19 protein-coding genes are annotated in these 23109 nt (G+C 68.7%); 5 read left to right on the top strand and 14 right to left on the bottom strand.

Annotation, left to right across the window (positions count from 1 at the left end; all coding sequences use genetic code 11):
- Window positions 1-185 precede the first annotated feature (185 nt).
- The 7 genes from ACIBH2_RS27485 to ftsH all read right to left on the bottom strand — a co-directional run bounded on the left by ACIBH2_RS27485 (window position 186) and on the right by ftsH (window position 7174).
- Complete coding sequence (locus tag ACIBH2_RS27485; RefSeq protein WP_397122507.1) at window positions 186-1493, bottom strand: DUF6779 domain-containing protein; 1308 nt, start codon at window positions 1491-1493, stop codon at window positions 186-188.
- A 69-nt stretch (window positions 1494-1562) separates the two neighbouring features.
- Complete coding sequence (locus ACIBH2_RS27490) at window positions 1563-2033, bottom strand: DUF3180 domain-containing protein (RefSeq protein WP_397122509.1); 471 nt, start codon at window positions 2031-2033, stop codon at window positions 1563-1565.
- Window positions 2034-2058: 25 nt separating this feature from the next.
- Window positions 2059-2589, bottom strand: coding sequence for a 2-amino-4-hydroxy-6-hydroxymethyldihydropteridine diphosphokinase (gene folK, locus ACIBH2_RS27495; protein ID WP_397122511.1), 531 nt, complete (start codon window positions 2587-2589; stop codon window positions 2059-2061).
- Complete coding sequence (folB, locus tag ACIBH2_RS27500; protein WP_397122513.1) at window positions 2586-2957, bottom strand: dihydroneopterin aldolase; 372 nt, start codon at window positions 2955-2957, stop codon at window positions 2586-2588. Before folB ends, folK begins: the two co-directional genes overlap by 4 nt.
- Window positions 2954-3811, bottom strand: a complete 858-nt coding sequence (gene folP, locus ACIBH2_RS27505) for a dihydropteroate synthase (protein WP_397123051.1) — start codon at window positions 3809-3811, stop codon at window positions 2954-2956. The genes folB and folP overlap by 4 nt, the downstream gene beginning before the upstream one ends.
- A gap of 235 nt (window positions 3812-4046) precedes the next feature.
- Window positions 4047-4667 carry a GTP cyclohydrolase I FolE gene (gene folE, locus ACIBH2_RS27510; RefSeq protein WP_397122515.1) on the bottom strand — a complete coding sequence of 207 codons (621 nt, stop codon included), beginning with the start codon at window positions 4665-4667 and terminating at the stop codon, window positions 4047-4049.
- Window positions 4668-4813: 146 nt separating this feature from the next.
- Window positions 4814-7174 (bottom strand): ATP-dependent zinc metalloprotease FtsH, encoded by a 2361-nt coding sequence (ftsH, locus tag ACIBH2_RS27515; protein WP_397122517.1) that lies wholly within the window; start codon window positions 7172-7174, stop codon window positions 4814-4816.
- 322 nt (window positions 7175-7496) lie between these two features.
- On the opposite strand from ftsH, the gene ACIBH2_RS27520 reads away from it, so the two are divergent.
- A complete protein-coding gene (locus tag ACIBH2_RS27520) occupies window positions 7497-8426 on the top strand; it encodes a hypothetical protein (protein ID WP_397122519.1) in 930 nt (309 codons plus the stop codon).
- 190 nt (window positions 8427-8616) lie between these two features.
- Here the strand turns inward: ACIBH2_RS27520 and ACIBH2_RS27525 are convergent, their stop codons facing one another.
- Window positions 8617-9441, bottom strand: coding sequence for a DUF1266 domain-containing protein (locus tag ACIBH2_RS27525; protein ID WP_397122521.1), 825 nt, complete (start codon window positions 9439-9441; stop codon window positions 8617-8619).
- 207 nt (window positions 9442-9648) lie between these two features.
- Here ACIBH2_RS27525 and ACIBH2_RS27530 point away from each other — a divergent pair, with 207 nt between their 5' ends.
- Window positions 9649-9900 carry a DUF2277 domain-containing protein gene (locus ACIBH2_RS27530; protein WP_397122523.1) on the top strand — a complete coding sequence of 84 codons (252 nt, stop codon included), beginning with the start codon at window positions 9649-9651 and terminating at the stop codon, window positions 9898-9900.
- 32 nt (window positions 9901-9932) lie between these two features.
- On the opposite strand, the gene ACIBH2_RS27535 is transcribed toward ACIBH2_RS27530, so the two are convergent.
- On the bottom strand, window positions 9933-11183 hold the full coding sequence (locus tag ACIBH2_RS27535; RefSeq protein ID WP_397122525.1) for a PucR family transcriptional regulator: 1251 nt from the start codon (window positions 11181-11183) through the stop codon (window positions 9933-9935).
- A gap of 150 nt (window positions 11184-11333) precedes the next feature.
- On the opposite strand from ACIBH2_RS27535, the gene ACIBH2_RS27540 reads away from it, so the two are divergent.
- A complete protein-coding gene (locus ACIBH2_RS27540) occupies window positions 11334-13190 on the top strand; it encodes an aldehyde dehydrogenase family protein (protein ID WP_397122527.1) in 1857 nt (618 codons plus the stop codon).
- The gene (locus tag ACIBH2_RS27545; protein WP_397122529.1) at window positions 13187-14026 is read left to right on the top strand and encodes an SDR family oxidoreductase; all 840 of its coding nucleotides are present in this window, start codon (window positions 13187-13189) and stop codon (window positions 14024-14026) included. Before ACIBH2_RS27540 ends, ACIBH2_RS27545 begins: the two co-directional genes overlap by 4 nt.
- Window positions 14027-14074: 48 nt before the next feature.
- Here ACIBH2_RS27545 and ACIBH2_RS27550 read toward each other — a convergent pair whose 3' ends face one another.
- Window positions 14075-15751: a TerD family protein gene (locus ACIBH2_RS27550; protein WP_397122531.1), complete on the bottom strand. Its 1677-nt coding sequence runs from the start codon at window positions 15749-15751 to the stop codon at window positions 14075-14077.
- Window positions 15752-15868: 117 nt separating this feature from the next.
- Between ACIBH2_RS27550 and ACIBH2_RS27555 the strand changes: the two genes are divergently transcribed.
- Window positions 15869-16756: a PfkB family carbohydrate kinase gene (locus tag ACIBH2_RS27555; RefSeq protein ID WP_397122533.1), complete on the top strand. Its 888-nt coding sequence runs from the start codon at window positions 15869-15871 to the stop codon at window positions 16754-16756.
- Here ACIBH2_RS27555 and ACIBH2_RS27560 read toward each other — a convergent pair.
- Genes ACIBH2_RS27560 through ACIBH2_RS27575 form a run of 4 tightly spaced genes read right to left on the bottom strand, consistent with a single transcriptional unit; the run spans window position 16741 to window position 23053 of the window.
- Window positions 16741-17421: a nucleoside/nucleotide kinase family protein gene (locus ACIBH2_RS27560; protein ID WP_397122535.1), complete on the bottom strand. Its 681-nt coding sequence runs from the start codon at window positions 17419-17421 to the stop codon at window positions 16741-16743. The genes ACIBH2_RS27555 and ACIBH2_RS27560 overlap by 16 nt on opposite strands.
- Window positions 17422-17430: 9 nt before the next feature.
- Complete coding sequence (locus tag ACIBH2_RS27565) at window positions 17431-18117, bottom strand: cyclase family protein (RefSeq protein WP_397122537.1); 687 nt, start codon at window positions 18115-18117, stop codon at window positions 17431-17433.
- 17 nt (window positions 18118-18134) lie between these two features.
- Window positions 18135-20336, bottom strand: coding sequence for a protein kinase (locus ACIBH2_RS27570; RefSeq protein WP_397122539.1), 2202 nt, complete (start codon window positions 20334-20336; stop codon window positions 18135-18137).
- Complete coding sequence (locus tag ACIBH2_RS27575) at window positions 20333-23053, bottom strand: serine/threonine-protein kinase (RefSeq protein WP_397122541.1); 2721 nt, start codon at window positions 23051-23053, stop codon at window positions 20333-20335. The genes ACIBH2_RS27570 and ACIBH2_RS27575 overlap by 4 nt, the downstream gene beginning before the upstream one ends.
- Window positions 23054-23109: the final 56 nt, after the last annotated feature.

A 23109-nucleotide genomic window follows, 5' to 3' on the forward strand; every position in this document is an offset into this window, starting at 1 on the left:
TGTCTTACAGGACTCTTCCTGGAACCTTCTCAGGGGCTTCGCCCCTGAAACCCCGAAAGCGGCGCAAGCCGCCGAACCCCACTACAGGGGCCGCCCTCAGACCTCCAAAGGGAGCGAGACCTCTGGCACGTCCGGGCAAGCAACTGCCCCGCCCCGTAGTTGTTGGGCGGGGCCGTGGGGGTGGGTCAGCGGTCGCTTTCGGAGCGGAGGTTGGCGAGGATTTCGGCTACCGAGAGGCGTTGGCCGGTGTCGGGTTCGTCTTCGTCGGCTCGTCTGCGGCGGCGGGAGCTGGCGGTGCCTATGGGGGTGGAGGGGGTTTGGCGGGTGGGGGGTGCGGGGAGACGGGGGCCGTATGCGGGGGCATCGGCTGGCGACTTCGGGTCGGTTGGCGACTTGGGGTCGGGGGTTGCCTTCTTGTCTCCTGCTGCCGATTGTTCGGCCGTCTTCGAGGTGTCCGTCGAATTGGTGGGGTTGGGTTGTTTCGAGACCGACGGTGTGGCGGTCGGTTCGGGGGCGTTGCCCGCGGGGGCCAGGTCGGTTTCGAACCAGGGGACCTGTTGGAGTTGTTCGCGCAGGCTCGTGATGGGTTCGGTGTGGCGGGTCTCGGCTGGCTTGGGGCGAGGGGACTCGGCGGGGGGAATGTTGTCGTCGGCGAATTGGGCGCGGGGGCTGAATTTGTCGTCGAGGTCGGTGAAGTCGGCGTCGAAATCCTCGACTTCGGCGAAGGCGGAGAATTCCTCAGGGGACTCGTCTTCGACTTCGGCGAAGGCCGAGAAATCCTCGGGGGACTCGAATTGCTCTCGGGTGGAAGCGTATTCGGCGCGGGCCTTGTCGTAGTCGGCCGAGGAGACGGCGGCGGTCTCGGCGGTGACCGGTTCGTCGAAGGGGCTGGCGAAGGCGGGAGGCTCGGGGTGGTCCTCGTCGAAGACGGGGGTCACCGAGCGCGATTCCCACGGGTCCCAGGGAGTGGCGTCCGACCAGTTATCGTTCGCCGCCTCGGCCGCGACCTCACCGTTCGAACGCGGCAGTTCCTGCACCCGGACGGCATCGGCGCGCAGCGCGGGACGCTCGTAGCCGAGGTCGCCGTCGAACAGACGCTGCAACGACTCGCGCAGGACGGTGAGTTCGGCGCGCAGGGCGGCCAGTTCGGCACTGTCCGCGCCGACCTCTCTACGGACACGGGACTCGACGCCGAGCTCGTACTCGCGGCGGGCGGCAACCTCGCGTTCCAGCTGAAGTTGGTAGACCTTCTGAAGGTCACCGACTTTCGCCTTGTCCACAGCCGCTTCCCTGCGATAACGCGTCGCGGCGAGCGCTCCGAGCGCTGCCGCCCACAGGGCGGCGACCAGTCCGACACGGACCATTTGTACGTTGTCGGAGAAGACCAGGAACACACTGGCAACCAGACCCAGAAGGATCAGAATGCCGGTGAAGAACTTTCCCGCGTCCTCCCGCCGTCGACGGGAAGCACTGCTCCGGGAGGGTGAAACCATGTCCGCCAGCGTAGCTTGTCGGAGACGGTCAGATGCCCAGGTTGCCTGCGATTCCCATCAAAACGTTAGCTATGATGTTGCCGCTTCATCGGGCGGTTCACTCGGGGCCTGACAGCAATACTCCAGCCACAACGCCGCCGCCACCAAGGCCACACTCGCGAGCAGCCCCACCACCGCACCCGGCGTATCCCCCGCCGCCGCACGGAGATCGGAGCGCTCCGGCAGAATCCACACCAGGAATCCCAGCCACACACCCGCCACCAACGACCCCACCTGCGCCGACGCCTTGGCCAGCGCCACCGCCCGCGCGGCGGTGATGGGATGCAGCCGCCCCGGCCCCTCCCCGATGCGCCGATCCCCCACCCGCGCCCGAATCACGAACGCCAGCACCACTTCCAGCACCGCCACCGGCAGCAAGGACGCCCCGGCGAAGACCGAGATGGGCGGAAAGCTGGAGTACGCCGCCTTGGTCGCGATCCACGCCACCACCGCCGCCAGCAGCAGGTTCGCGAACAGATCCAGTACGCGCGTCGGTCTCACGCCAGCCACCCCACGAACGACGACATCACAGCGGCCCCAACGACAATTCGGTGCGCCGCACACCCTCGACCTCGGCGGCGTCCAAGGCGGACAACCACTCTCGGACCTTCAGCCGCCGTCCCGCCGCCTCCAGCACCGCGTCGGGCTGCACGTCGAGCCACGGCACCAGCACGAACGCACGCTGGTGCGCCCGCGGATGCGGCAGCGTCAAAGTCGGGTCGGCACTGCGGTATTCGACCTGCTCGCCCTCGCGCGAGTGCCCCGCCCACACGATGTCCACATCGAGAGTGCGCGGCCCCCAACGCACTTCACGGACCCGTTCGGCGGCCTGCTCCAATTCCTGGCCCAGGCGCAGCCAGTCGGAGGGCTCCAACTCCGGATCCTCCGCCAGCAGAACGGCATTCAGGTAGTCCTGTTGCGGCACCCCGCCCCACGGCGGCGTCGAGTACACCGCCGACACCGCGAGCAGCCGGGGGCGCAGCGCGTCCACGACCCCGCGCAGGTGCGCCATGCGGTCGCCCAGATTCGAGCCGATGGACAGCACCACCCGGGTCACGACGCCTCCCGGCGACGGCTGGTGACCACCCGGACATCTTCGAAGGAGTGCGGGATCGGCGCGGAGGGCTTGTGCAGCACCACTTCCACGGCCTGTACCCGGGAATCGGCCATGATCTCGTCGGCGACCTGCGAGACCACCGTCTCGATGAGATCGCGCGGTTCCCCGGAGACGATCTCCACCACCCGGTCGGCCAATTCGCTGTAGTGAATGGTGTCGGCGATATCGTCGGATTTCGCCGCGGCCGTGAAATCGGTCCACAGCGTCACGTCCACCACGAATTCCTGGCCGTCGCGCTTCTCGAAATCGAAGACGCCGTGATGGCCGAATACCCGCAGCCCGCGCAGTTCGATGCGGTCGGTGCTCACTGGAACCCCCTCGGACCGAGCCGGTCCCTACCCGTAAGCCGTTCGCGCAGCCGCGTTTCCGCGCGTCGCCAGGCATCGGTGACGGCAATGGCATCGAGCGAGGCGCGCACATCGTGCACCCGCACTCCCCAGGCCCCGTGTTCGGCCGCCAGCGCGGAGATGGTCGCGGTGGCGACCTCGCGTCCGTCGGGTGGGCGCGGGCCCTCGGCATCGGCCAGCAGCGAGCCGAGGAAGCGTTTGCGCGAAGCCCCGATCAGAATCGGCGGTCCGGCGCCGACCAGGGCGGCCAGCCCGCCGAGCAGCTCCCAATTGTGTTCGGCGTTCTTGGCGAAGCCCAGCCCGGGATCGAGCACCAGATTGTCGTAGTCGACGCCCCCGGCCACGGCCAGATCGATCTGGGTGCGCAATTCCGCCCACACCTGGGTGATCACATCGTCGTACTGTTCGGCGGCCCCGGTGTGCCGGTAGTCCGCCTCGGCGCGCCAGTGCATGAGAATCCACGGAACTCCGGCCGCGGCAACGACTTTCACCATATCGGCGTCGGCCCGCCCGCCGGACACGTCGTTGACCATGGTCACGCCCGCCTCGATGGCGGCCTCGGCCACACTCGCCCGCATGGTGTCCACGCTGGTCGGCACCCCCGCCGCCGCGAGTCCGCGAATCACCGGCACCACCCGCCCCGCCTCGGTCACCGGGTCGATCCGCACCGCCCCCGGCCGCGTGGACTCCCCACCCACATCGACAATGTCGGCACCCTGCTCGTAGAGCGAGATCCCATGCGCCACAGCGACACTCGGATCCAGATAGCGCCCACCATCGGAGAACGAATCGCTGGTGACGTTCACGACCCCCATCACCACGCAGGAGCGCCCCCCGCGCGGTTCGAGCAGCGGCGACGTCACCGTGCCTCCCGGCTCCAAGACACCCGGGCAACGTAGCGCGAACCTCGCGACGCTTCGGTTCGCGGCGCGTCTCGGTTCTGGACTGACGGAGCGGGGGAGCGAAGCGGAGGAGCGGAGGAGCGAAGAACCGAGACCTCCAGCGCCGCGAACCCGCCGGAGCGAAGCGGAGGCAAATTGCACACAGCGCTCACTTCCGGAGGATCAGGTCGAGGGCCTCCGCGCGGGAGGAGGGGCTGGTTTGCAGCAGGCCGCGTACGGCCGAGGTCGTGGTGCTCGCGCCGGGCTTGCGGATGCCGCGCATGGCCATGCACAGGTGTTCGGCCTCGACTACCACGATCGCGCCGCGCGGGTCCAGCTTGCGCATGACGGCGTCGGCGATCTGGCTGGTGAGCCGCTCCTGCACCTGCGGGCGCTTGGCGTAGAGGTCCACCAGGCGGGCCAGCTTCGACAGGCCGGTCACGCGGCCGTGCGGGCCGGGAATGTAGCCGACGTGCGCGACGCCGTGGAAGGACACCAGGTGGTGTTCACAGGTCGAGTACATCGGGATGTCGCGGACCAGGACCAATTCCTGGTGCCCCTCGTCGAACGTGGTGTTGAGGACCGCGTCCGGCTCGGTGTAGAGCCCGGCGAACATCTCCCGGTAGGCCCGCGCCACGCGGCCGGGTGTGTCGATGAGGCCCGGGCGATCCGGATCCTCGCCGACCGCGAGCAGCAGCTCGCGCACGGCGTTCTCGGCTCGCTCCTGGTCGAACGGCCGACCGGTGTCGAGCGCGATCGGGCCGGAGACGACACGGTTGTTGGCCGACAATCGACACCTCCTGTGTTCAAGGTCCGCGCTGACAGCGCGGCCGGTGCGCGGCCCCTCGGACTCCGGTCCCTCGGGCGCGTGGTTGTCGCACCCTACGGCCGGTCGGTCCGAGGTCCGCGAACCAATCGAGCGTAACGAACCGGCCGTCAGCGACGACCGTTCGGTCCGTCCCAACCGTCGTTGTCGTCATCGGCATTCCCGCCGGGCGGCTGACCGGGCTGATAACCCGGCTGGCCGTACTCCGGCTGCGCGGGCCGCTGGTAGCCGTGCTGCGGCTGCCGTCCACCCGCCGGGGCCCACCCGCCGAAGGACTGCGTCGGCGGCTGACCCTGCTGCTGCTCTTCCTCCTGCGGCGGCCATCCGGGGGCCGACCATCCGGCCGGAGCGCCGTAATCGGGCCGCGAACCATGCGTACCGCCGGGCCGACCGCCGTAGGCCGGAGCGGGCGGGGCCGCCGGATAACCGGCGGGGGCGGGCTGCGGGTACCCGTAGGCGGGCTGCCCGGCGGGCTGCGGGTAACCATTGGCGGGCTGTGCGACGGGCGGCAGATCCTCCGCCTCGTCCGGCCACGGCTCACCGCGTTCGGCGGCCAGTTCGCGCGGCGTCTTCACCGGCGGACGGTCCGACGGAATGCGATCACCGAAATCGTTGAAAGCCGTGATGCGCGGCCGCTTTTCGACGGTCGTCAGCACTTCTTCCAGTTCCTTGCGGTGCAGCGTCTCGCGCTCGAGCAGGGCGGTCGCCAGCGAGTCGAGTTCGTCGCGGTACTCGTTGAGCACCGACCACGCCTCGGTGTGCGCGGCCTCGATGAGATTGCGCACCTCCTCGTCGATCTCCCGGGCCACCTCGTGCGAGTAGTCCGAATTGGTGCCCATGGATCGGCCCAGGAACGGGTCGCCCTGTTCCTGCCCGTAGCGCACCGCGCCCAGGCGCGCGCTCATGCCGTATTCGGTGACCATGGCGCGAGCGATCTTGGTGGCCTGGTCGATATCCGAGGACGCGCCGGTGGTCGGCTCGTGGAACACCAGTTCCTCGGCCGCGCGGCCGCCCATGGCCATGACCAGTCGGGCGATCATCTCCGACCGGGTCATCAGGCCCTTGTCGTCCTCGGGCACGGTCATGGCGTGGCCGCCGGTGCGACCGCGCGCCAGAATGGTGACCTTGTAGACGGGCTCGATATCGGGCATCGCCCACGCCGCCAGGGTGTGCCCGGCCTCGTGGTAGGCGGTGATCTTCTTCTCGTGCTCGCTGATGATGCGCGACTTGCGCCGGGGACCGCCGATGACGCGGTCGACCGACTCCTCCAGCGAGGCGCCGGTGATCACGGAGCCGTGCTCGCGCGCGGTGAGCAGCGCCGCCTCGTTGATGACGTTCGCGAGATCCGCGCCGGACATGCCGACGGTGCGCTTGGCCAGACCGTCGAGATCGGCGTCGGGCGCGATCGGCTTGCCCTGCGAGTGCACCCGCAGAATCGAGCGGCGACCCGCGAGATCCGGGTTGCTGACCGGGATCTGGCGATCGAAGCGGCCCGGGCGCAGCAGCGCCGGGTCCAGGATGTCGGGCCGGTTGGTGGCCGCGATGATGATGACGCCGGTGCGCTCACCGAAGCCGTCCATCTCGACGAGCAGCTGGTTCAGGGTCTGCTCGCGCTCGTCGTGGCCGCCGCCGAGGCCCGCGCCGCGCTGACGGCCGACCGCGTCGATCTCGTCGACGAAGATGATGCAGGGACTGTTCTGCTTGGCCTGATCGAACAGATCGCGCACGCGGGAAGCACCGACACCCACGAACATCTCGACGAAGTCCGAACCGGAGATGGTGAAGAACGGCACGCCCGCCTCGCCCGCGACCGCGCGCGCCAGCAGGGTCTTACCGGTGCCGGGCGGACCGTAGAGCAGCACGCCCTTGGGGATCTTCGCGCCGAGCGCCTGGTAGCGGGCCGGGCTCTGCAGGAAGTCCTTGATCTCGTAGAGCTCTTCGACGGCCTCGTCCGCACCCGCGACATCGGCGAAGGTGGTCTTGGGCATGTCCTTGGACAGCTGCTTGGCCTTCGACTTGCCGAAGCCCATCATGCCGCCGCGGCCACCGCCCTGCATACGGGCCATGACGAAGATGAACAGACCCAGCAGCAGCACCATGGGCAGCATGAACAGCAGAATCTGGCTCAGCCAGCTGTCCTGTTTGACCGTGGTGTTGTAGGGCGCGCCGGAATCCTGGACGTCTTTGAGGATCTGCGCCGAGACCTCACTGCCGCCCGGGTACTTCGCGATGATCTGCTTCTGGCCGTCGGTGGCATCATTGCCGTTCTTCAGCTTGATGCGCAGTTGCTGTTCTTTGTCGTCGATCTGAACGGAATCGACGTTGGCTTTGTCCTGAAGCTGGGAGATCGCCACCGACGTATCGACAGTCTTCCAGCCGCGCGTGTCGTTGCTGAAGTAGCTGACCAGGTAGATCACGAGCAGGAAGCCCGCGACTATGGCCAGGTTGCGGAACACAGTCTTGCGGTTCATAGAGCGTCGGCCGGCGGCCAGTCCTTTCCGGTGATTCCGGTTTTGCCTGCGATGCTGTTTCGGTGGTGCGTCACGAGCGCGTCCGATTCCACAGGGAAATGGATGCGGACATGCCACGTTACCGCGTACGGTCTACATCGTTACATCGCGCAGTTCGGCAGCTTGTGCAGTTCAACAGGTAAACGGCCGAAGAACGCGGGTGGTTCCCCGACCATCTGCCGCAACACCCTTCGGGCGAGCATCGTGAGCGTCGGCCCAACTGGCCACAATCATGGCACGTTCGTCCTATCGTGACCGACAACACAACACGAGCGTAGGGGGTATGGACATCGTCGAGCTACGGACACCCACAGCGATAGTTCGTCACGGCAACGGGCGGTTGACGGTGCTGCGACCCGGGACGGACGGCGAGCGCGTTCTCGATGTGCCGGTCGGCGACCTGTTGAAGGTCAGGTTGAACCGGCGCGCCGACGACGCCGTCGTCATAGAGATCTATCTGCGGTATCCGACGCCGGTGCTGACGGGTGTCCCGGCGGACCGCACACCGCTGCCTGTCCTGATCGCCGAACACGATGTGCCCGCCGCGACCGTGATCGTGGAGCGCATCAACAATCAGATTCTGGCCACCCAGCGCCTCGAGGTGGCCTCCCCCGACCTGACCCCGCCCGCGCCCTCCTGGGGTCGCAGCGGTCCCAGCCGCGCCGACGTCGACCGTGCCGTGCGCCGCATGGCGCCGCGACGCGAGGCGAAAGCGGCGGTGGCGGCGCTGAATCGCTATGTCACCCCCGACGAGTTCGTCCTCGAGTCGGCCGTGGTGACCGCGCAGCCGCCCGCCGGGCGGGGCGCGGGACTGCTGGCCGTCACCACCACTCGAATGATCTTCATCTCCGTCGGATCGGGCCGCCGCTACGCGCACGAGATGCCCATCGCGGCGTTGCTGTGGGCGCGCACCACCGATGATTCGTCGGCCACGGGGGCCGCGCCGGGCGAATACGGCGTGGATATCAACGACGGCAATCTGACGCTGCATTTCACCGGCAGCGACCGCGCCGACACCGAACGCATCACGGGCGGGCTGAATTTCGCGATTCAGCGCGAATCCGCCGATGGTGCGGCCGGGCCCGCCGATCCGGGCGTGGCCAAGCTGTACGCCGAATGGGAGCTGCTGGTGGAGCGGCATTCGCTGGGCATGGTCGACGACGCCCAGTTCCAGCGGTACGGGCGCGGGATTCTGCGCTCCCTGCCGGATTGAGCTCAGTGCCCGATTGAACTCAGTGCCGGATTGATCCGAACGCACCGAAACGCTCGTGCCCGTCGCGTTATCGCGGCGGGCACGAATTGTCTGGGCTACAAATCTTGTCCGGGTCGTGAATCGTCTTGGGCGGCTGCGTCTCTCGCGGCGGCGAGGTGCGGGCGTCTCTCGCGGCGGCGAAGCGCGGGCGTCAGTCCTCGGGCTGGAGGGCGACCCGACGCCACGGGCTGCTCGGGCGGTTCCACAGCCGCAGCAGCTCCATGCGACGGTCCACGCCGCCGGACTTCAGTTCGGCGAGGTCCTCGCAGGCCTGCCAGTAGGTCCAGCCGGTGAGGTAGGCGTCGCCGAACTGCCGCCAGTTGCGGTATTTGCGCTGGGCCAGCGGCAGGGCGCGCAGCAGGTAGTCCCAGGCCACGTCGGCGTCGAGGTAGCCCGCGGTGTAGGCCATGCGGGCGACGGCGACCACCCGGGCCAGGTCCCAGGCCTGAATATCGGTGGGCAGCGGGCGGACCAAGTGGTCGGTCAAGCCGAGTTTGATGGCCTGGGACCAGATGTCGTAATCGCGGACCAGCGCTTCCGGATTGTCCATGCCGCGGAAGGCCCCGACCTGCCGCAGGAACGCGCGGTGCCGGTCGGCGCGTTCCCCGAAGCGGTCCCGCTCCGGGGAGTTGATGGCCGCCATGACCAGCGGGTGCACCAGCGCGTAGAGCGGCGAGTGCATCCCCTCGAGCAGCTGTTCCATCGACGCCATGGCCTCGGTGCCGTCGGTGATGCCCCAGGCCCCGGTCAGCGTGTCGATGGCCAGTTCGCGACGGTCGCCGAGCGGATGCTCACGCTCGGGGCCGAGCAGCAGCGCGTCGTGGAAGGCGTCCCAGCGCGCCGAATAGAAGCCGCCGAGCGCCAGCGCGCGCAATTCGTTGTCGTCGACCTGCGCACCGGACCAGTGGTCCTCCTCGCGCTCGTCGAGCTCGGGGTAGGGAAAGGTCGTCAGCGTGGGCACGTCGCGGGCTGGCATACCCCCGATTGTTCCGCATGGATCATGATGAGTCCGCTATTCGCCGATAGTGCGTGGCAGTGTTCACCCAGAGCGCAGGTCCGTGTTCGCCGAGAGCGCAGGGCGGTGTTCACGCGGTATTCCGGCGCGGCGCAGATCGGCCTCCGGCGCGTCGATGTCCGATTCTCGCCCTGTCACACAAGGAAATCGAACGCTACCCTCTGGGCCATGAGTAGGAACATCACCCTGTTACGCGGCCTGGAGCCCCCGGCCACGGACCAGGAAATCTTCGCCGCCGCACAGGAATACGTGCGAAAAGTGGGCGGAGTGTCGGGTTTGACCACTGCGACCAAACCGGCGGTGGACAAGGCGGTCGCGGCCATCGCGGCGGCCACCACGCAATTGCTGGCCGAATTGCCCGCGCGCGGCGCGATTCCGGAGACCGAGCCGGAGCCGGTGCGCCGAGCCGCGGGCGAGTAGCCGGGGTTCACACGCCGTACCCGGCAGCGCGCTCACACGCCGTACACGGCGACGCAGTCGAGTGCGATCTCCAGCCGGGGCCCCGGCTGGTCCATGGAGTGTCCGAGTAGTTCCTCGATGCGCTGCATGCGGTAGCGCACCGTGTTCTTGTGTACGCCGAGCGCTTTGGCGGCCGCGTCCGGAGAGCGGCGGGCGCGCAGATAGGCGTGCAGCGTTTCCCGCAGGCGTGCGGAATGGGTACCGGGGGCGGCGAGCACGCCGAGTTCGCGCGCGATGAGCGCGCGCATGGCGTCCTCGTCCGCGCCCGCCAGATACGCCACCTCCACCTCGCGGTAGCCGACCACGCGCGGCAGGTCGGTGCGGGCGCGTTCGGCCACCTGCCGGGCGGCCACCGCCTCCCGATGACTGCGGCCGAAACCGGACAGATGCGGTCCCGGCATTCCGACGGCCATGCGCACCGGGGCCTCCACCGGCCACTCCGCGTCGGGCAGCGCGATGGTGTCCTCGCCGACCGCGAGCCAGGCCCACAGCGAGCTGGCCCCGGAGGGGAGGGTGAGCACACTGCCGCTGCCGAGGGCCGCGGCGCAGCGGGCGACCACGCGGTCGAGCATGTCGGCGGCCTCGCCGGAATTGTCGAGTCCGGCCAGCGCCACCGGATCCTCGTCGGTCCACAGCACCAGCGCCAGATGATGCCCGCCGAGCCGGTAGCCGAGTTTGGCCGAGGCGGCTTCGACATCGAGTTCGCCGCCGTCGAGCACCGCGCGCACGATCTCGCCGCGCTGATTGAGCGCGGCGCGCAGGCCGCGCTCGCGCTCGGCCATGTAGGTGTCGGTGAGAGTTTCGACGCAGGTGCTGACCCAGCGAGTGGAGCGGTCGAAAAGCCTTATCAGAACCGATCTTTCGATCTCCTGGGGCAATCGCCGCTGATCGACCACCTCGCTCATGTAGTCGATCACCGCCTCCTGTCCGACGTGATAGACGCGCAGCAGCACCCGCAGATCGTGGCCGCGCCGCGCGATGGTGCGCGCGAAGGCGTGCGCTTCGGCCGGAATCGGGTAGTCGGCATTGTCCTGGGTGAGCGTGCTGAGCACCTCGAATGCGTGGGCGCGGGTGGAGGCGGCGAGATCGCGGCGCATATCCCGGTCGGCCAGCTCCGGGACCCGGGCGACGATCGCGTTGTCGAGCCGGGCCACCACCTGTTCGAGGGTGTCGGTGCGCAGGGTCTCGGCCACGAAGTCGGCAATCCACTGCCGAATGACCGGACTGGTCGCCCCCGTCGCCATACCCACCTCCGAATTTGTGCAAGGAGTACAAAATCGGCCAGAACAGTTGACCGATGGGGCCAAGAATGTCACCGGAAATTGTGTCACGATCATAGTTCGTGAGCTGTCACACAGCTCACGTCGCAACGTAGCGCACGTGGGAGAGCAATCGTGACCAACAACGAACCCGGGGGTGCCCGCAAGGCCACGCCCCGTAAATCCACCGGCACCCGGCGCACCACCAAGGCCGCGGCGTCCTCGGAGTCCGCCGAGTCGAAGACCGCGAAACCTGCCGAGTCGCAGACCGCGAAACCGGCTGCGTCGCAGACCGCGAAACCGGCGGAGTCCAAGGCCGCCAAGCCCGCCGAGGCCAAGGTCGCGGCCGAGTCGAAGACCCCCGCCAAGGCGGCAGCCCCGGCCAAGGCCGCGGCCTCGGCCAAGACCGCGGGCACCACGAATACCGCGGGCGCGACGAAAACCGCTGCGGCCAAACCGACTTCGTTCGAGGTGCGCAACCCCGCCACCGGTGAACTCGCGGGCACGGTGCCGATCGACTCCGCCGACGCGGTGGCAGCCAAGGTCCGCGAGCTGCGCCTGTTCCAGCCCGAGTGGGAGGCCATCGGCCCGGACGGCCGCAAGGAATGGCTGCTCAAACTCCAGGACTGGTTGGTGGACAACACCGATCACCTCGCCGACGTCGTCCAGTCCGAGACCGGCAAGGCGCGTATCGACACGCTCATCGACCCGGCCTTCGCCATCGACCTCACCGGCTACTACGCGCGCCGCGCCGCGAAATTCCTTGCCGACGAACACCCTTCGCCGCACAGCCCGCTCGCCCGGGTGAAGACGCTGACCACGGTCTTCCGCCCCTACCCGGTGGTCGGCGTCATCACGCCGTGGAATTTCCCGCTCGCCATGCCCGCCATCGATGTGATTCCGGCGCTCGCCGCCGGTGCGGCCGTGCTGCTGAAACCCTCTGAAGTGACCCCGCTTTCGGCGCTGGAGCTGGCGCGCGGCTGGGAGGCCATCGGCGCGCCGCCGGTCTTCGCGGTGGTGACCGGGGCCGGGGAGACCGGCGCCGCCGTCGTGGACAACGTGGACTATGTGCAGTTCACCGGCTCCACCGCCACCGGCCGCAAGATCGCCGCCGCCTGTACCGAGCGGATGATCCCGTTCAGCCTGGAGCTGGGCGGCAAGGATCCGGCCATCGTGCTGGCCGACGCCGATCTGGATCGCGCCGCGCACGGTATCGCCTTCGGCGGGCTCTTCAATGCCGGTCAGGTGTGTATCTCCGTGGAGCGCGTGTACGTGGAAGCGCCGGTCTACGACGAGTTCCTGACCAAGCTGACCGCCGCCGTCAAAGAGGTGCGCCAGGGGGTGGACGGCCGCGAACCCCAGTTCGACATGGGTGCGCTGGCCAACGAGAACCAGGCCCAGATCGTGCAGAAGCATGTGGAGCAGGCCATCGACGCGGGCGCGCGGCTGCTCACCGGCGGTAAGCGCACCGGTGTCGGCACGCTCTTCGAGCCGACCGTGCTGGCCGACGTGGACCACAGCATGACCTGTATGACCGAGGAGACCTTCGGTCCCACCCTGCCGGTCATGAAGGTGGCCGACGAGGCGGAAGCCGTTCGGCTGGCCAATGATTCGATCTACGGCCTGTCGGCCTCCGTGTGGAGCGGTGACAAGGGCCGCGCGGAACGCGTTGCGCGCCAGCTCAATGCGGGCGCGGTGAACATCAACGACGTGTTCTCCAATATGTTCAGCTTCGCGCTGCCCATGGGCGGCTGGGGCCAGTCGGGTGTGGGCGCGCGCTGGGGCGGCCCCAACGGTGTGCGCAAATACTGCCGCCAGCAGGCGATTACGAAGCCGCTGCTGCCGACGCAGACCAAGGAGCTGCTCTGGTTCCCCTACTCGCCCACCAAGCTGGCCATCGCGCTGTCGGCCATGCGGGCGGCCGGAACCCGCGGTATGCGGCGACTGGGCGTGCAGGCCGTGTTCAACACCATCTCTGGAGGTAAGAAGTGACCGACTTCGGTTCCGTCGCGGGCAAAGTCGTCGTCATCACCGGTGGCGCCCGCGGTATCGGTCTGGCGACCGCCACCGCGTTGCAGGCGCTCGGCGCGAAGATCGCCATCGGCGATATCGACGAGGCGACGGTCAAGGAGTCCGGCGCCGCACGGGGTTTCGACCTCTACGACCGCCTCGACGTGACCGATCAGCAGTCCTTCGAATCGTTCCTCGACGAGGTGGAGCGCCGCCTCGGGCCGATCGACGTACTGATCAACAATGCCGGGATCATGCCCACCGGCAAGCTGGTGGACGAGCCCGACCAGCTCACCCGTCGCATTCTCGACATCAATGTGTATGGCGTGATCCTCGGCTCGAAACTGGCCATCGCGCGGATGCTGCCGCGTGGGCGCGGGCACGTCATCAATATCGCCTCGCTGGCGGGTGAGACCCATATTCCGGGTCTGGCCACCTACAACGCCAGCAAGCACGCGGTGCTCGGGTTCACCGATACGCTGCGCGAGGAGTACCGCGAGGCCGGGTTGCGCTTCTCGTCGGTGCTGCCCACGCTGACGAAAACCGAACTGGGATCGGGTGTCACGGCTCCCAAGCTGCTGCGCCCGGCCGAGCCGGAGGAGATCGCCGACGCCATCGCCAAGCTGATCGTCGAGCCCAAATCGAAGGTGCGGGTGACGGCCGTCGCGGGCGCGATCTCGCAGATCGTGGGCCTGCTGCCGGAGGCGGTGGGCGATTTCATCGCGCGGTCGCTGGGTGCGCAGCACGCCTTCCTGGACGAGGTGGACACCCAGGCGCGCAAGGCGTACGAGTCGCGGGTGCGCGGAGAATCCGCCTAGCACAGGCTGTTTCGCGGGCCGCTCCGGTAGTTTCCGGGGCGGCCCGTTTCAGTGCAGCGTCTGCTGGACGAAGCGCTTGCCGGGATCGACCATTTTGCGGACGGTCGCGCCGTCGGCGTATTCGCCGAGGGCGGTCATGTTCCAGAACTGCGGGCCGCGGGTGAGCATGCACATGAACACACCGGTGCGGGGCGGGCCCTGGGAGAGTTCGAAGCGCACCAGTTCGGTATTGGTGAGATCGTCGACCAGGCGGCAGAAGGCGTGGCGCACATGGTCGAATTTGTGCCCGGAGAACGAATTCACCGTGAAGACCAGGGCGTACACATCCGGTGGCAGCCGGGTCAGATCGACCGTGATGACCTCGTCGTCGCCTTCGCCCGCGCCGGTGAGATTGTCGCCGGAGTGCGCGATCGCGCCATTGAAGGCGGAGAGTTTGAGGAACCAGACATTGGCCATCTTCTTGGGCCGCCGGTCGTAGGCGATGACCGAGGCGTCGAGGTCGATATTGCGCCCGCCGACGGCCGGATCCCAGCCCAGCGCCATCCGTACCCGGGTGAGCGGCGGTGCACCGTGCTTGGTCAACGAGACGGTTTCGTTCTTGTTCAACGACACTCGGCCCTTGTCCAGGCTCACGGTGGGTTCACCGAATCGCGCCGTGGCGGGTGTCGAGGGGGCATGGGGCTGCGGATAGCCACTCTGCCCCGGCTGACCATAGGGCTGCGGCTGCCCGTACGGCGACTGCTGCCCATGCCCCGGCTGGGGTGAATGCTGGTGCGGCTGTTGCCCATACGCGGGCTGCTGCGGTGCCGGGTAGGACGGCGCGGCGTACGGGTCCTGTGCGGGTGCGGGATAGGGCTGCGGTGGCGGATAGGACTGCGGCGCGGGATAGGGGCTCGGCGGCTGCCCCGGGGCGGGCGTTGTGGGATGGGGCTGCGAGCCGTGCGAAGGGTGCGGCGTAGGCGCGGGGTATTGGGGAGGCGATGGGTAGTGCGTCGGCGCGGGATAGCTCGGCGCGGGGTACCCCTGCCCCGCACTCGGCGCGGGGTAAGTCTGCCCCGAACTCGGCGCTGGGTACGTCTGGCCCGCACTCGGCGCGGGGTAAGTCTGCCCCGAACTCGGCGCTGGGTACGTCTGGCCCGCACTCGGCGCGGGGTAAGTCTGGCCCGCACTCGGCGCGGGGTAGGTCTGTCCGGGGCTCGGCGGGGGATAGTTCTGCGCCGGACTCGGGGTGGGTTTGTCGTCGACGGTGATGCCGAAATCCGTTGCTATACCTGCCAACCCGTTGGCGTAGCCCTGCCCGACCGCGCGGATCTTCCACGCGCCCTGGCGACGGTAGATCTCGCAGGCGATGACGGCGGTCTCGGTATTCAGATCGGTCGGGGTGAAGCTGACCAGCATCGCGCCCGTCGCGGCGTCGAGCAGGATCACCCGCAGCGGCCCGGCCTGGCCCCAGGTGCGCGGTCCGGTGCCGTCGAGGCTGGCGGTGACCACCACCTTGTCGATATCCGGCGGCACATCCCGCGTGGCGATGCGCACCCGATTGGGCGGTTGCGCGGTGACACCCGGCCCCATCGGCTGGTTGTAGAACACGAAGTCGCTGTCGGACCGGACCTTCCCGGCGGTGGTGAGCAGCAGCGCCGCCACATCGACCGGCGCCGAGGATGCCACCTCGACCAGTACTTCACTCGCGGAGATCGGTGCGTTCGCACCCTTGGCCAGTTCCATGATGTTCCTTCCCACCCGACCATCAACAGTAGCCGCGGTGCCATGGGGACAGGCCGGAAAGGGCGTCGACCGGTGTCGCGGGCCGCCCGGCACGACCGCCCTGGGTAGGGTCGATCCATGGGTAGCGCTGCGGTTTTCGTCGGTCTGTCCACCCTCGACATCGCCTATGCCGTCGAGCGATATCCGGTGGAGGACACCAAGATCCAGGCCGAGGACGTCTTACTGGGCGCGGGCGGCCCGGCGACCAACGCCGCGGTGGCGTACGCCTTCCTGTCCGGTCGCGAACCGAGGCTGATCACCGCGCTCGGGCAGCACGCCTTGGCCGAACCCATCCGCGCCGACCTGCGCGAACATGGTGTGGCCGTGGTCGATTCCACGCCCGTGCGAACACAGCGCCCACCGGTGTCGTCGATCGTCGTGGCCACGGGCGCGGCCACCCGCACGGTCGTCTCCATGGACGGTTCGGAATTCCGCGAGCCGCTCGCCGCACCCGACGGCGTGCTATTGGACGGCGCGGCGACGGTTCTCGTGGACGGCCACTATCCGGAGCTGGCGTGCACGGTCGCCGCGGCGGCGCGCGAACGCGGCATCGCCGTGGTGCTGGACGCGGGCCGCTGGCGCGATATCCACAGCGAACTCCTGCCACTTGTGGATATCGCCATCTGCTCCGCGGCCTTCGCACCGCCGGGTCTGGAGCCGGGCACCGACGCGGTCCTCGACAGTCTGCTCTCCCTCGGGCTGCGCGGGGCCGCGATATCCCGTGGCGGCGAGTCGATCCGCTATGCCACCCCCGCCGACCGAGGCGAGGTTCCGGTGTCGACCGTCGCGGCCATCGACACCCTCGGCGCGGGCGATATCCTGCACGGCGCGTTCTGCCACTTCCACGCGCTGGGCGCGGATTTCCCCACCGCGCTGCGGCAAGCCGCCGAAGTGGCCTCGCTGTCCTGCCGTTTCCTCGGTACCCGGGAATGGATGCGGCACTGGTCGTTTCAGTCGATACGGTAGCCGCGGCCGGATTTGCGCAGGACCAGATCGGCGGTGAACCGCGTGCGCTCCACCAAGCGGGCATTGCTCAGATCGCTGTGCTCCACTTTGGTTTTCGCGTCCGCCGCCGTGCGCCCACCGCGAATATGACGGCGCACCAGCCGCTTCTCGATAATCGGCCGGGGCACGTCCAGATACCAGCTCTGATCCAGCAGCGGCCGCACCGCCGCCCACTCCCCCGTATCCAGCAGCAGATAGTTGCCCTCGGTGACGACGATCGTGTGCTGGTCGAAGACCACGCCGCCGGGCACCGGCTCGTGGAGTTCACGCGAGTACGTCGGCCATGGAACCTGTTGCCCCGGCGCGGTTTCCCGCACTCGGCGCAGCGTTGCCAGATAGCCCGCGATATCGAAGGTGTCGGGCTCGCCCTTGCGCGCCAGTTTCCCGGCCTCGCGCAATCGGTCGTTGGTGAGATGGAAGCCGTCCATGGGCGCGACCTCGGCGATCCGCGCCCCGGCGTGAATATTCAATTCGTCGCGCACGCCCCGCGCGAGGGTCGATTTCCCCGCGCCCGGCGGTCCCGCGATGCCGAGGACGAAACGGCCGCTCCCCCGCGCCCGATCGGCGGCCGCCGCGATACGCGCCGCCAGCTCCGTCAGGGACGTTTCGACGCCGGTGCGGGCCATCCGAGCACTTTACTGCCCGAGCACGCCGAAAATCGTTGCGGGTGCGCCCGACCCGCCGCGATGAATGGGCGAGCCGACCAGTATCCACGCGCCGGTCTCCGGCAATTCGGCCAGGTTGGCCAGGCATTCCAGGCTGATGCGGTGGTCGCGGTACAGCAGTTTCGACACCGCGTATTCGTCGTCGATGCCGATATCGGGACCGAAGGTGTCGATACCGAGCGCCCCGCGTCGCCCCAGACGTCCGGTTTCCAGTAGCCATTCGACGGTGTCGACCGCGAAACCGGGTTGGCGTCCCGAGGATTCGCCCACACCGAGGAAATCCTCGGTGCCCCATTTCGCATCCCATCCGGTCCAGGCGACGATGGCCGATTCGTCCGGGATGCGACCGAATCTCGCCTCCCACACCACCAGATCGCCGACGGTGATGGCGTAGTCGCGGTCGTTCGCACACCGATCCCGCACATCGATCTTCACCGCGGGCAGGAACAGATCCTCGAGATCGAGTTCGTCCGCCGCCGCACCCTCCGGATCGAAGTGAATCGGTGCGCCCCAATGGGTTCCGGTGTGCTCGGCCTGATGGATATGGCGCAGGAAATACCCGTCCGCCGCGATGGTCGCGACCGTCTCCACGGTGAAGGCGGGATCGCCCGGGAACAGCGGCGTCGTGCTCGGATCGTGGATGTGCGAGAGGTTCACGAGCCGACCGAACGGCCTCACCGCGCGCCTCGCGGGATGACGCGCACCAGCGCCTGGAGATCGGCTTCCAGCAGTCGGAACAGCCAGTAGGTGATCACGAAGGCCAGAATGCCACCCACACTGAGCCAGCGGACCGGGACGAGCACCGATTCGAGGTCGGACGCGGAGACGAAGGTGGCGCTGGCGGCGCCGACCAGCGGCACCGAGGCGGCCACGGCGAGATAGAAATTGCTGCGCCGCGCCAAGGCCCACAGCTGCCGCCCGTCGGCGGGTCCGATACCGCCGCGCACCAGCAATTGCGGATACAGCGACCGCACCGCGTACACCGTGATCAGGAAGAACGGATAGGCCAGCGCGATCAGCGCGCAGACGATCTGCGCGGCGAAGAAGTGCGCGAAAGTACTGGGCGGCAGGCTGACTCCCGATCCGGCCAGCGCCAGCGGCCAGCCGATGCCCGCCAACACCCACATCCCGAACGGCACCCAGACGCCGCGGTCGCCCATGGTGAGCGTGTCGGCGCGGGCGCGGGCGAGTTCGGCGGGGGTGTAGACGTGCCCGCGGGCCAATCGGAGCGGTACGGCCAAGGGACGGCGACACAGCCAGACGAGCAACAGCGCGGCCAGCGGGAAGGCGACGGCATTGTTCACCAGCACGACCAGATCGAATCGGTGTTGATCGGCGTCGGACAGCCGGTCGATGATGAGCCGCTGATTGAGTCGGACGTTGTAGAGGCTGGCGAGGGCGTTCGGCACCAGGACGCACAGGACGGCGATGGGCAGCAGCCAGCCGCGCGCTCGGTGGCGCAGGCTGGTCGGCGGCGGGTCGACCAGATCGCGGGCGCGGGCATCGAGGCAGACATCGAGCTGCCCGGCCAGTTCGGCGCCGGTCTGCCAGCGCCGAGCCGGATCCGGGTCCAGACACTCCAGCAGCACCCGGCGCAGTGCGGGCGGGGTGTCGGCGGGCAGCGCGGCCAGAGCCGATTCCGGGACGCCCGCGCGGCGACGCAGCATGAGGTCGGTGAGGTCATCCGGCCCGACATCGGCGGCGGCCACGGCGTGAGTGTCATCGAACGGCGTTGCGCCGGTGAGCATTTCCCACAGCAGCACGCCGAGCGAGTAGATGTCGCTGCGCGTATCGGGCACGCGCGCGGCGGGATCGAGCAGGGCCGCGAGACGTTCCGGCGAGTAATACGCCAACGCCTCGATATCTTTGGCTGCCGCACAACGGATATCGCCGTACCCCGGATGCAGCGGCCCGAGGGCGAAATCCGCCAGCTTCGGCACACCCTCGACGGTGAAGAGCACATTGTCGGGCCGAATATCGTGGTGCTGTACGCCGTGGCGCTCCGCGTAATCGAGTGCCAGGGCGAGACGACGCCCCACCCACGCAATGGTTTCCGGCCAGCTGAGTTCGGCGATCTCGGCGCGTACGCGCGAATCCGTCGGGCGGATCTCACCTCGGGATTCCATCGCGGCATCCACGGACTTCAGCAGCAGTTCGCCACCCTCCCGGGTGCCCTGCTCGCGCAGCCGTTCCAACACACCGGAGGCCGCACCGCCCGGCAGGTACTGCATGTACAACAGCCGCAGCGGTTTTCCGCCGTCCTCGATCCGGCGCTGGTCGAAGACCCGCACGATGTACTGGTGGTCCAGCTGGGCGACGCGAGGCGCGTCACCGTCGGCGTCGGCCTGCACGCGCACCGCCACCAGACGCTGCATGGAGCGCTGCCGCGCCAGGAAGACCCGGCTGGCCGCATCGCCGCCGAGGTCGGTGAGCAGATCGAAATCGTCGAGGCGACGGCCGGTTTCGATGTGGTCGGGCAACCGCGCCGCGGCCATGGGCTCCGCGCCGGTGAGCCGCTCGCGAATGGCCGCGGCCAACTCCTCCGGGTAGTCGGCGGTGAAGGCGTCCAGATCCACGGGCCGGTAGCGGCGGCTCACCAGGAATTCCTCGCAGACCAGCTCCACGAACTGCGGGCTGGCGGCGACCTCGGGAAACTCCTTGCCGTACTCCAGGATTCGCTTGCCCGCACCGGTGCGGTGCCAGCGCTGGCGCAGGTCCACGCGCACCAGGTCGGTGAGCACGGCCAGGCGCGCCTCACTGCCGTCGGGCACGTAATGGCCCAGGGCGGGCGGTTCGGGGCGGTCACCGCGCAGTGCGGATTCCCAGTCGGCGGCGAAACGGGCCACCGCCTCCGCGGGGGTTTCGGGCACGCTCATATCTCCGCGTCGGCGGGCGGGGGCGCGCCGCGAGCCGTCCGGCCGGGGTCCACGACGCGTTCCAGGGCGCTCAGATCGGCCTCGAGGGCCCGGAACATCCAGTAGACCGCCACGAAGGCCGCGATACCGCCCACGCACAGCACGCGGACCGCGACGATCACCTCCGGAATGTCGGTGGCCGGTAGGAAGGTCACACCCGCCACGGCGAGCAGCGGCACCGAGGCGGCGACGGCCAGATAGCCGGTGCAGCGGTCGCCGAGGCGGTGCAACCAGACGGCGTCGTCGGAGCTGATATCGCCGTGCCGCAGGAACATCGGGTAGATACAGCGCACCAGGTAGAAGGTGACCAGAAAGAACGGGTACGCGACCGCGATGGCGCCGCACACCACCAGCGACACCAGGAAGTGCAGCATGCCGCGCGCGGGTATCTCACCGGTCGCCAGGCGTAGCGAGAGCGGGAAGGTGAAACCCGCCAGCACCCACAGCGTGAAGACCACGAAGGAGGCGCGCTCGCCCAGCAGCAGCACGTCCGCGCGGGCCGCTCTGAGCGTCTCCGGATCGAAGGCTCTGCCGCGTTTCAAACCGTGCGGCACGGTGATGACCGAGCGGCCCAGATAGATGATGACCGCTATGCCGATCGGATAGAACAATCCGTTCACCGTCGCGGTGACGAGGGTGAAGGTCCGTTGCGCGTCCTCGGTGAGGCGGCTGACGATCAGCATGTCGTTGTGGCCGATGTTGTACAGGGACGCGAGGATGTTCGGGATGCCGATGGCCAGCGTGATGATCAGGATCCGCCAGCCGCGCAGCCGCAGCCGCCAGCTGTCCGGCGGCGGATCCACCAGGTCGCGGGCGCGTTCGTCGAGGCACATCTCCAGCTGTTTGGCCAGTACGCCGCCGCTGCTCCAGCGTTCGTCGCGATCGGGGGCCAGGCAGGTGAGCAGGACGCGGCGCAGGGCGGCGGGGCAGTCGACGGGCACTCGCTCCAGGGCCACGGAGTCGACGCCGGAGTTGCGGCGGTCGAGCATGGCCTCCAGGGTGGTGCGGTCGCCGTGGTCGCCGGGGCCCGCCGTGCTGTCGTCGAAAGGCTTTGCACCGGTGAGCAATTCCCACAGCACCACACCCAGGGAGAAGATGTCGGCGCGGGTGTCGAGGTCGGCGGCGGTGCCGGGGCGGCCCGGATGGCAGGCCGCGAGCTGCTCCGGGGACATGTAGGACAGCGAGCCGCCGAAGTAGGAGACCGGGCTGGCATCCTCGAGATTGCGACTGAAGCTGATATTGAAATCGGCGAGTTTCGGGACGGCCTCGGCGGTGAGCAGTACATTCGCGGGTTTCACATCGCGGTGCAGGGTGCCGTGGCCGTCGGCGTACTCGAGCGCCTCCGCGAGCCGACGGCCCAGCCACGCAACGGTTTCCGGCCAACTCAGCTCGGCGATCTCGGCCCGCACGCTGGAGTCGGTGGGCCGGATCTCGCCCTTCTCCTCCATGGCGGCATCCACGGCGTCGAGCAGCAGCTGCCCGGAGCGTTGCTCGGCCGGGGTGGCGCGCACCCACCGCAGCACGCCCAACAGCGTCCCGCCCGGCAGGAACTGCATGTACAGCAGCCGTAGCCGTCGACCGGATTCGGTGCGGATACCCGATATGAGCCGCTGATCGAAGACCCGCACGATGTAGTCGTGGTCCAGCTGCGCCAGCGTTTGCGGCTCGGTGCCGTGGTCGGCCGAGATCTTCACCGCCACCAGCCGCTGCAACGACCGCTGTCGCGCCAGGAACACCCGCGCGAACGCGCCCGACCCCAGACTCGTCAACAGATCGAAATCGTCTATGCGCTGGCCGATTTCGATGCGGTCGAGCAACTCCCCGGTATCGGGCGCGGCCGCCGGATCGAACTGCGTGGTCCCCTGCGCGGTCGTACGCGTCGCATCGTCGAGCAGATCGGCGAACGTGGCGTCGGAAACCTCGGCGGCCCGGGTGGACTCCCCGGCGTCGGCCCGCGTCGATTCCCCGGCGTCGGCCCGCGTCGACTCACCGGCGTCGGCCCGCGTCCGCTCCCCCGCGTCGGCGTGCGTGGACTCACCGAGTACATCGGCGGCACGAGTCGAGTCGAGATCAGTTCCCGCTCGAGTGGATTCGTCGATCCCGGTGGCCGCGCGCGTGGGTTCGGCCTCACCTCCGCGCTCCCCCACCTCGCGACCGGTCGCCTCCCCAACGACGCCGGGCGGCGCGGGCGCCGCCTCGGTGGCGACTCCGCCGCGCCGCGAATCCTCGAAGGCCGAGCGGCGGGTGCTCTGGTCCTCGTCGTCGGCATTGAGCATTTCCCGCAGCTCGGCCGCCTGATGCGGATACTCACGCAGGTAGCCGCGGGGATCGACGCGTTCACCGCTGTGGCGGCGAATGACGAACTCCTCGTAGACCAGACCGGCGGGGAGGTCGTGGGCGGTCAGTTCGGGGAATTCGGAACAGTATTCGGTCAGTCTCTTGCGCAGCCGCTGCGCGCGCTCGGCCGCCGCGCCCGACCGGCGCAGCCAGCGATGCCGCATATCCACCCGGATCAGCTCGATTAACGCCCCACGCCGCAGGGTGGAGGCATCGGGCAGGAAATCGGCGATCTCCGGTGGCGCGGCGGCCGCGTCCCAGGCCGCGGCGAAGGCGGCGACCGCGCTGAATTCCGTACCGGCCGTAGCCCGACCGGAACGGTGATCGGCACCTGAACTCATGTCCGCACCTGCCTGGCTCGGCACGGATACCCATCGAATCCGCACTGTTCGGTCCG

Origin of the sequence: Nocardia sp. NPDC050406 (assembly GCF_044459025.1) — a bacterium.
Taxonomy (GTDB): Bacteria; Actinomycetota; Actinomycetes; order Mycobacteriales; family Mycobacteriaceae; genus Nocardia.

Coding starts and splice junctions, on each gene's coding strand:
- ACIBH2_RS27485 (WP_397122507.1), bottom strand. CDS start 1,493: ATGGTTTCACCCTCCCGGAGCAGTGCTTCCCGTCGACGGCGGGAGGAC.
- folP (WP_397123051.1), bottom strand. CDS start 3,811: ATGGGGGTCGTGAACGTCACCAGCGATTCGTTCTCCGATGGTGGGCGC.
- ftsH (WP_397122517.1), bottom strand. CDS start 7,174: ATGAACCGCAAGACTGTGTTCCGCAACCTGGCCATAGTCGCGGGCTTC.
- ACIBH2_RS27520 (WP_397122519.1), top strand. CDS start 7,497: ATGGACATCGTCGAGCTACGGACACCCACAGCGATAGTTCGTCACGGC.
- ACIBH2_RS27525 (WP_397122521.1), bottom strand. CDS start 9,441: ATGCCAGCCCGCGACGTGCCCACGCTGACGACCTTTCCCTACCCCGAG.
- ACIBH2_RS27530 (WP_397122523.1), top strand. CDS start 9,649: ATGAGTAGGAACATCACCCTGTTACGCGGCCTGGAGCCCCCGGCCACG.
- ACIBH2_RS27535 (WP_397122525.1), bottom strand. CDS start 11,183: ATGGCGACGGGGGCGACCAGTCCGGTCATTCGGCAGTGGATTGCCGAC.
- ACIBH2_RS27550 (WP_397122531.1), bottom strand. CDS start 15,751: ATGGAACTGGCCAAGGGTGCGAACGCACCGATCTCCGCGAGTGAAGTA.
- ACIBH2_RS27555 (WP_397122533.1), top strand. CDS start 15,869: ATGGGTAGCGCTGCGGTTTTCGTCGGTCTGTCCACCCTCGACATCGCC.
- ACIBH2_RS27560 (WP_397122535.1), bottom strand. CDS start 17,421: ATGGCCCGCACCGGCGTCGAAACGTCCCTGACGGAGCTGGCGGCGCGT.
- ACIBH2_RS27570 (WP_397122539.1), bottom strand. CDS start 20,336: ATGAGCGTGCCCGAAACCCCCGCGGAGGCGGTGGCCCGTTTCGCCGCC.
- ACIBH2_RS27575 (WP_397122541.1), bottom strand. CDS start 23,053: ATGAGTTCAGGTGCCGATCACCGTTCCGGTCGGGCTACGGCCGGTACG.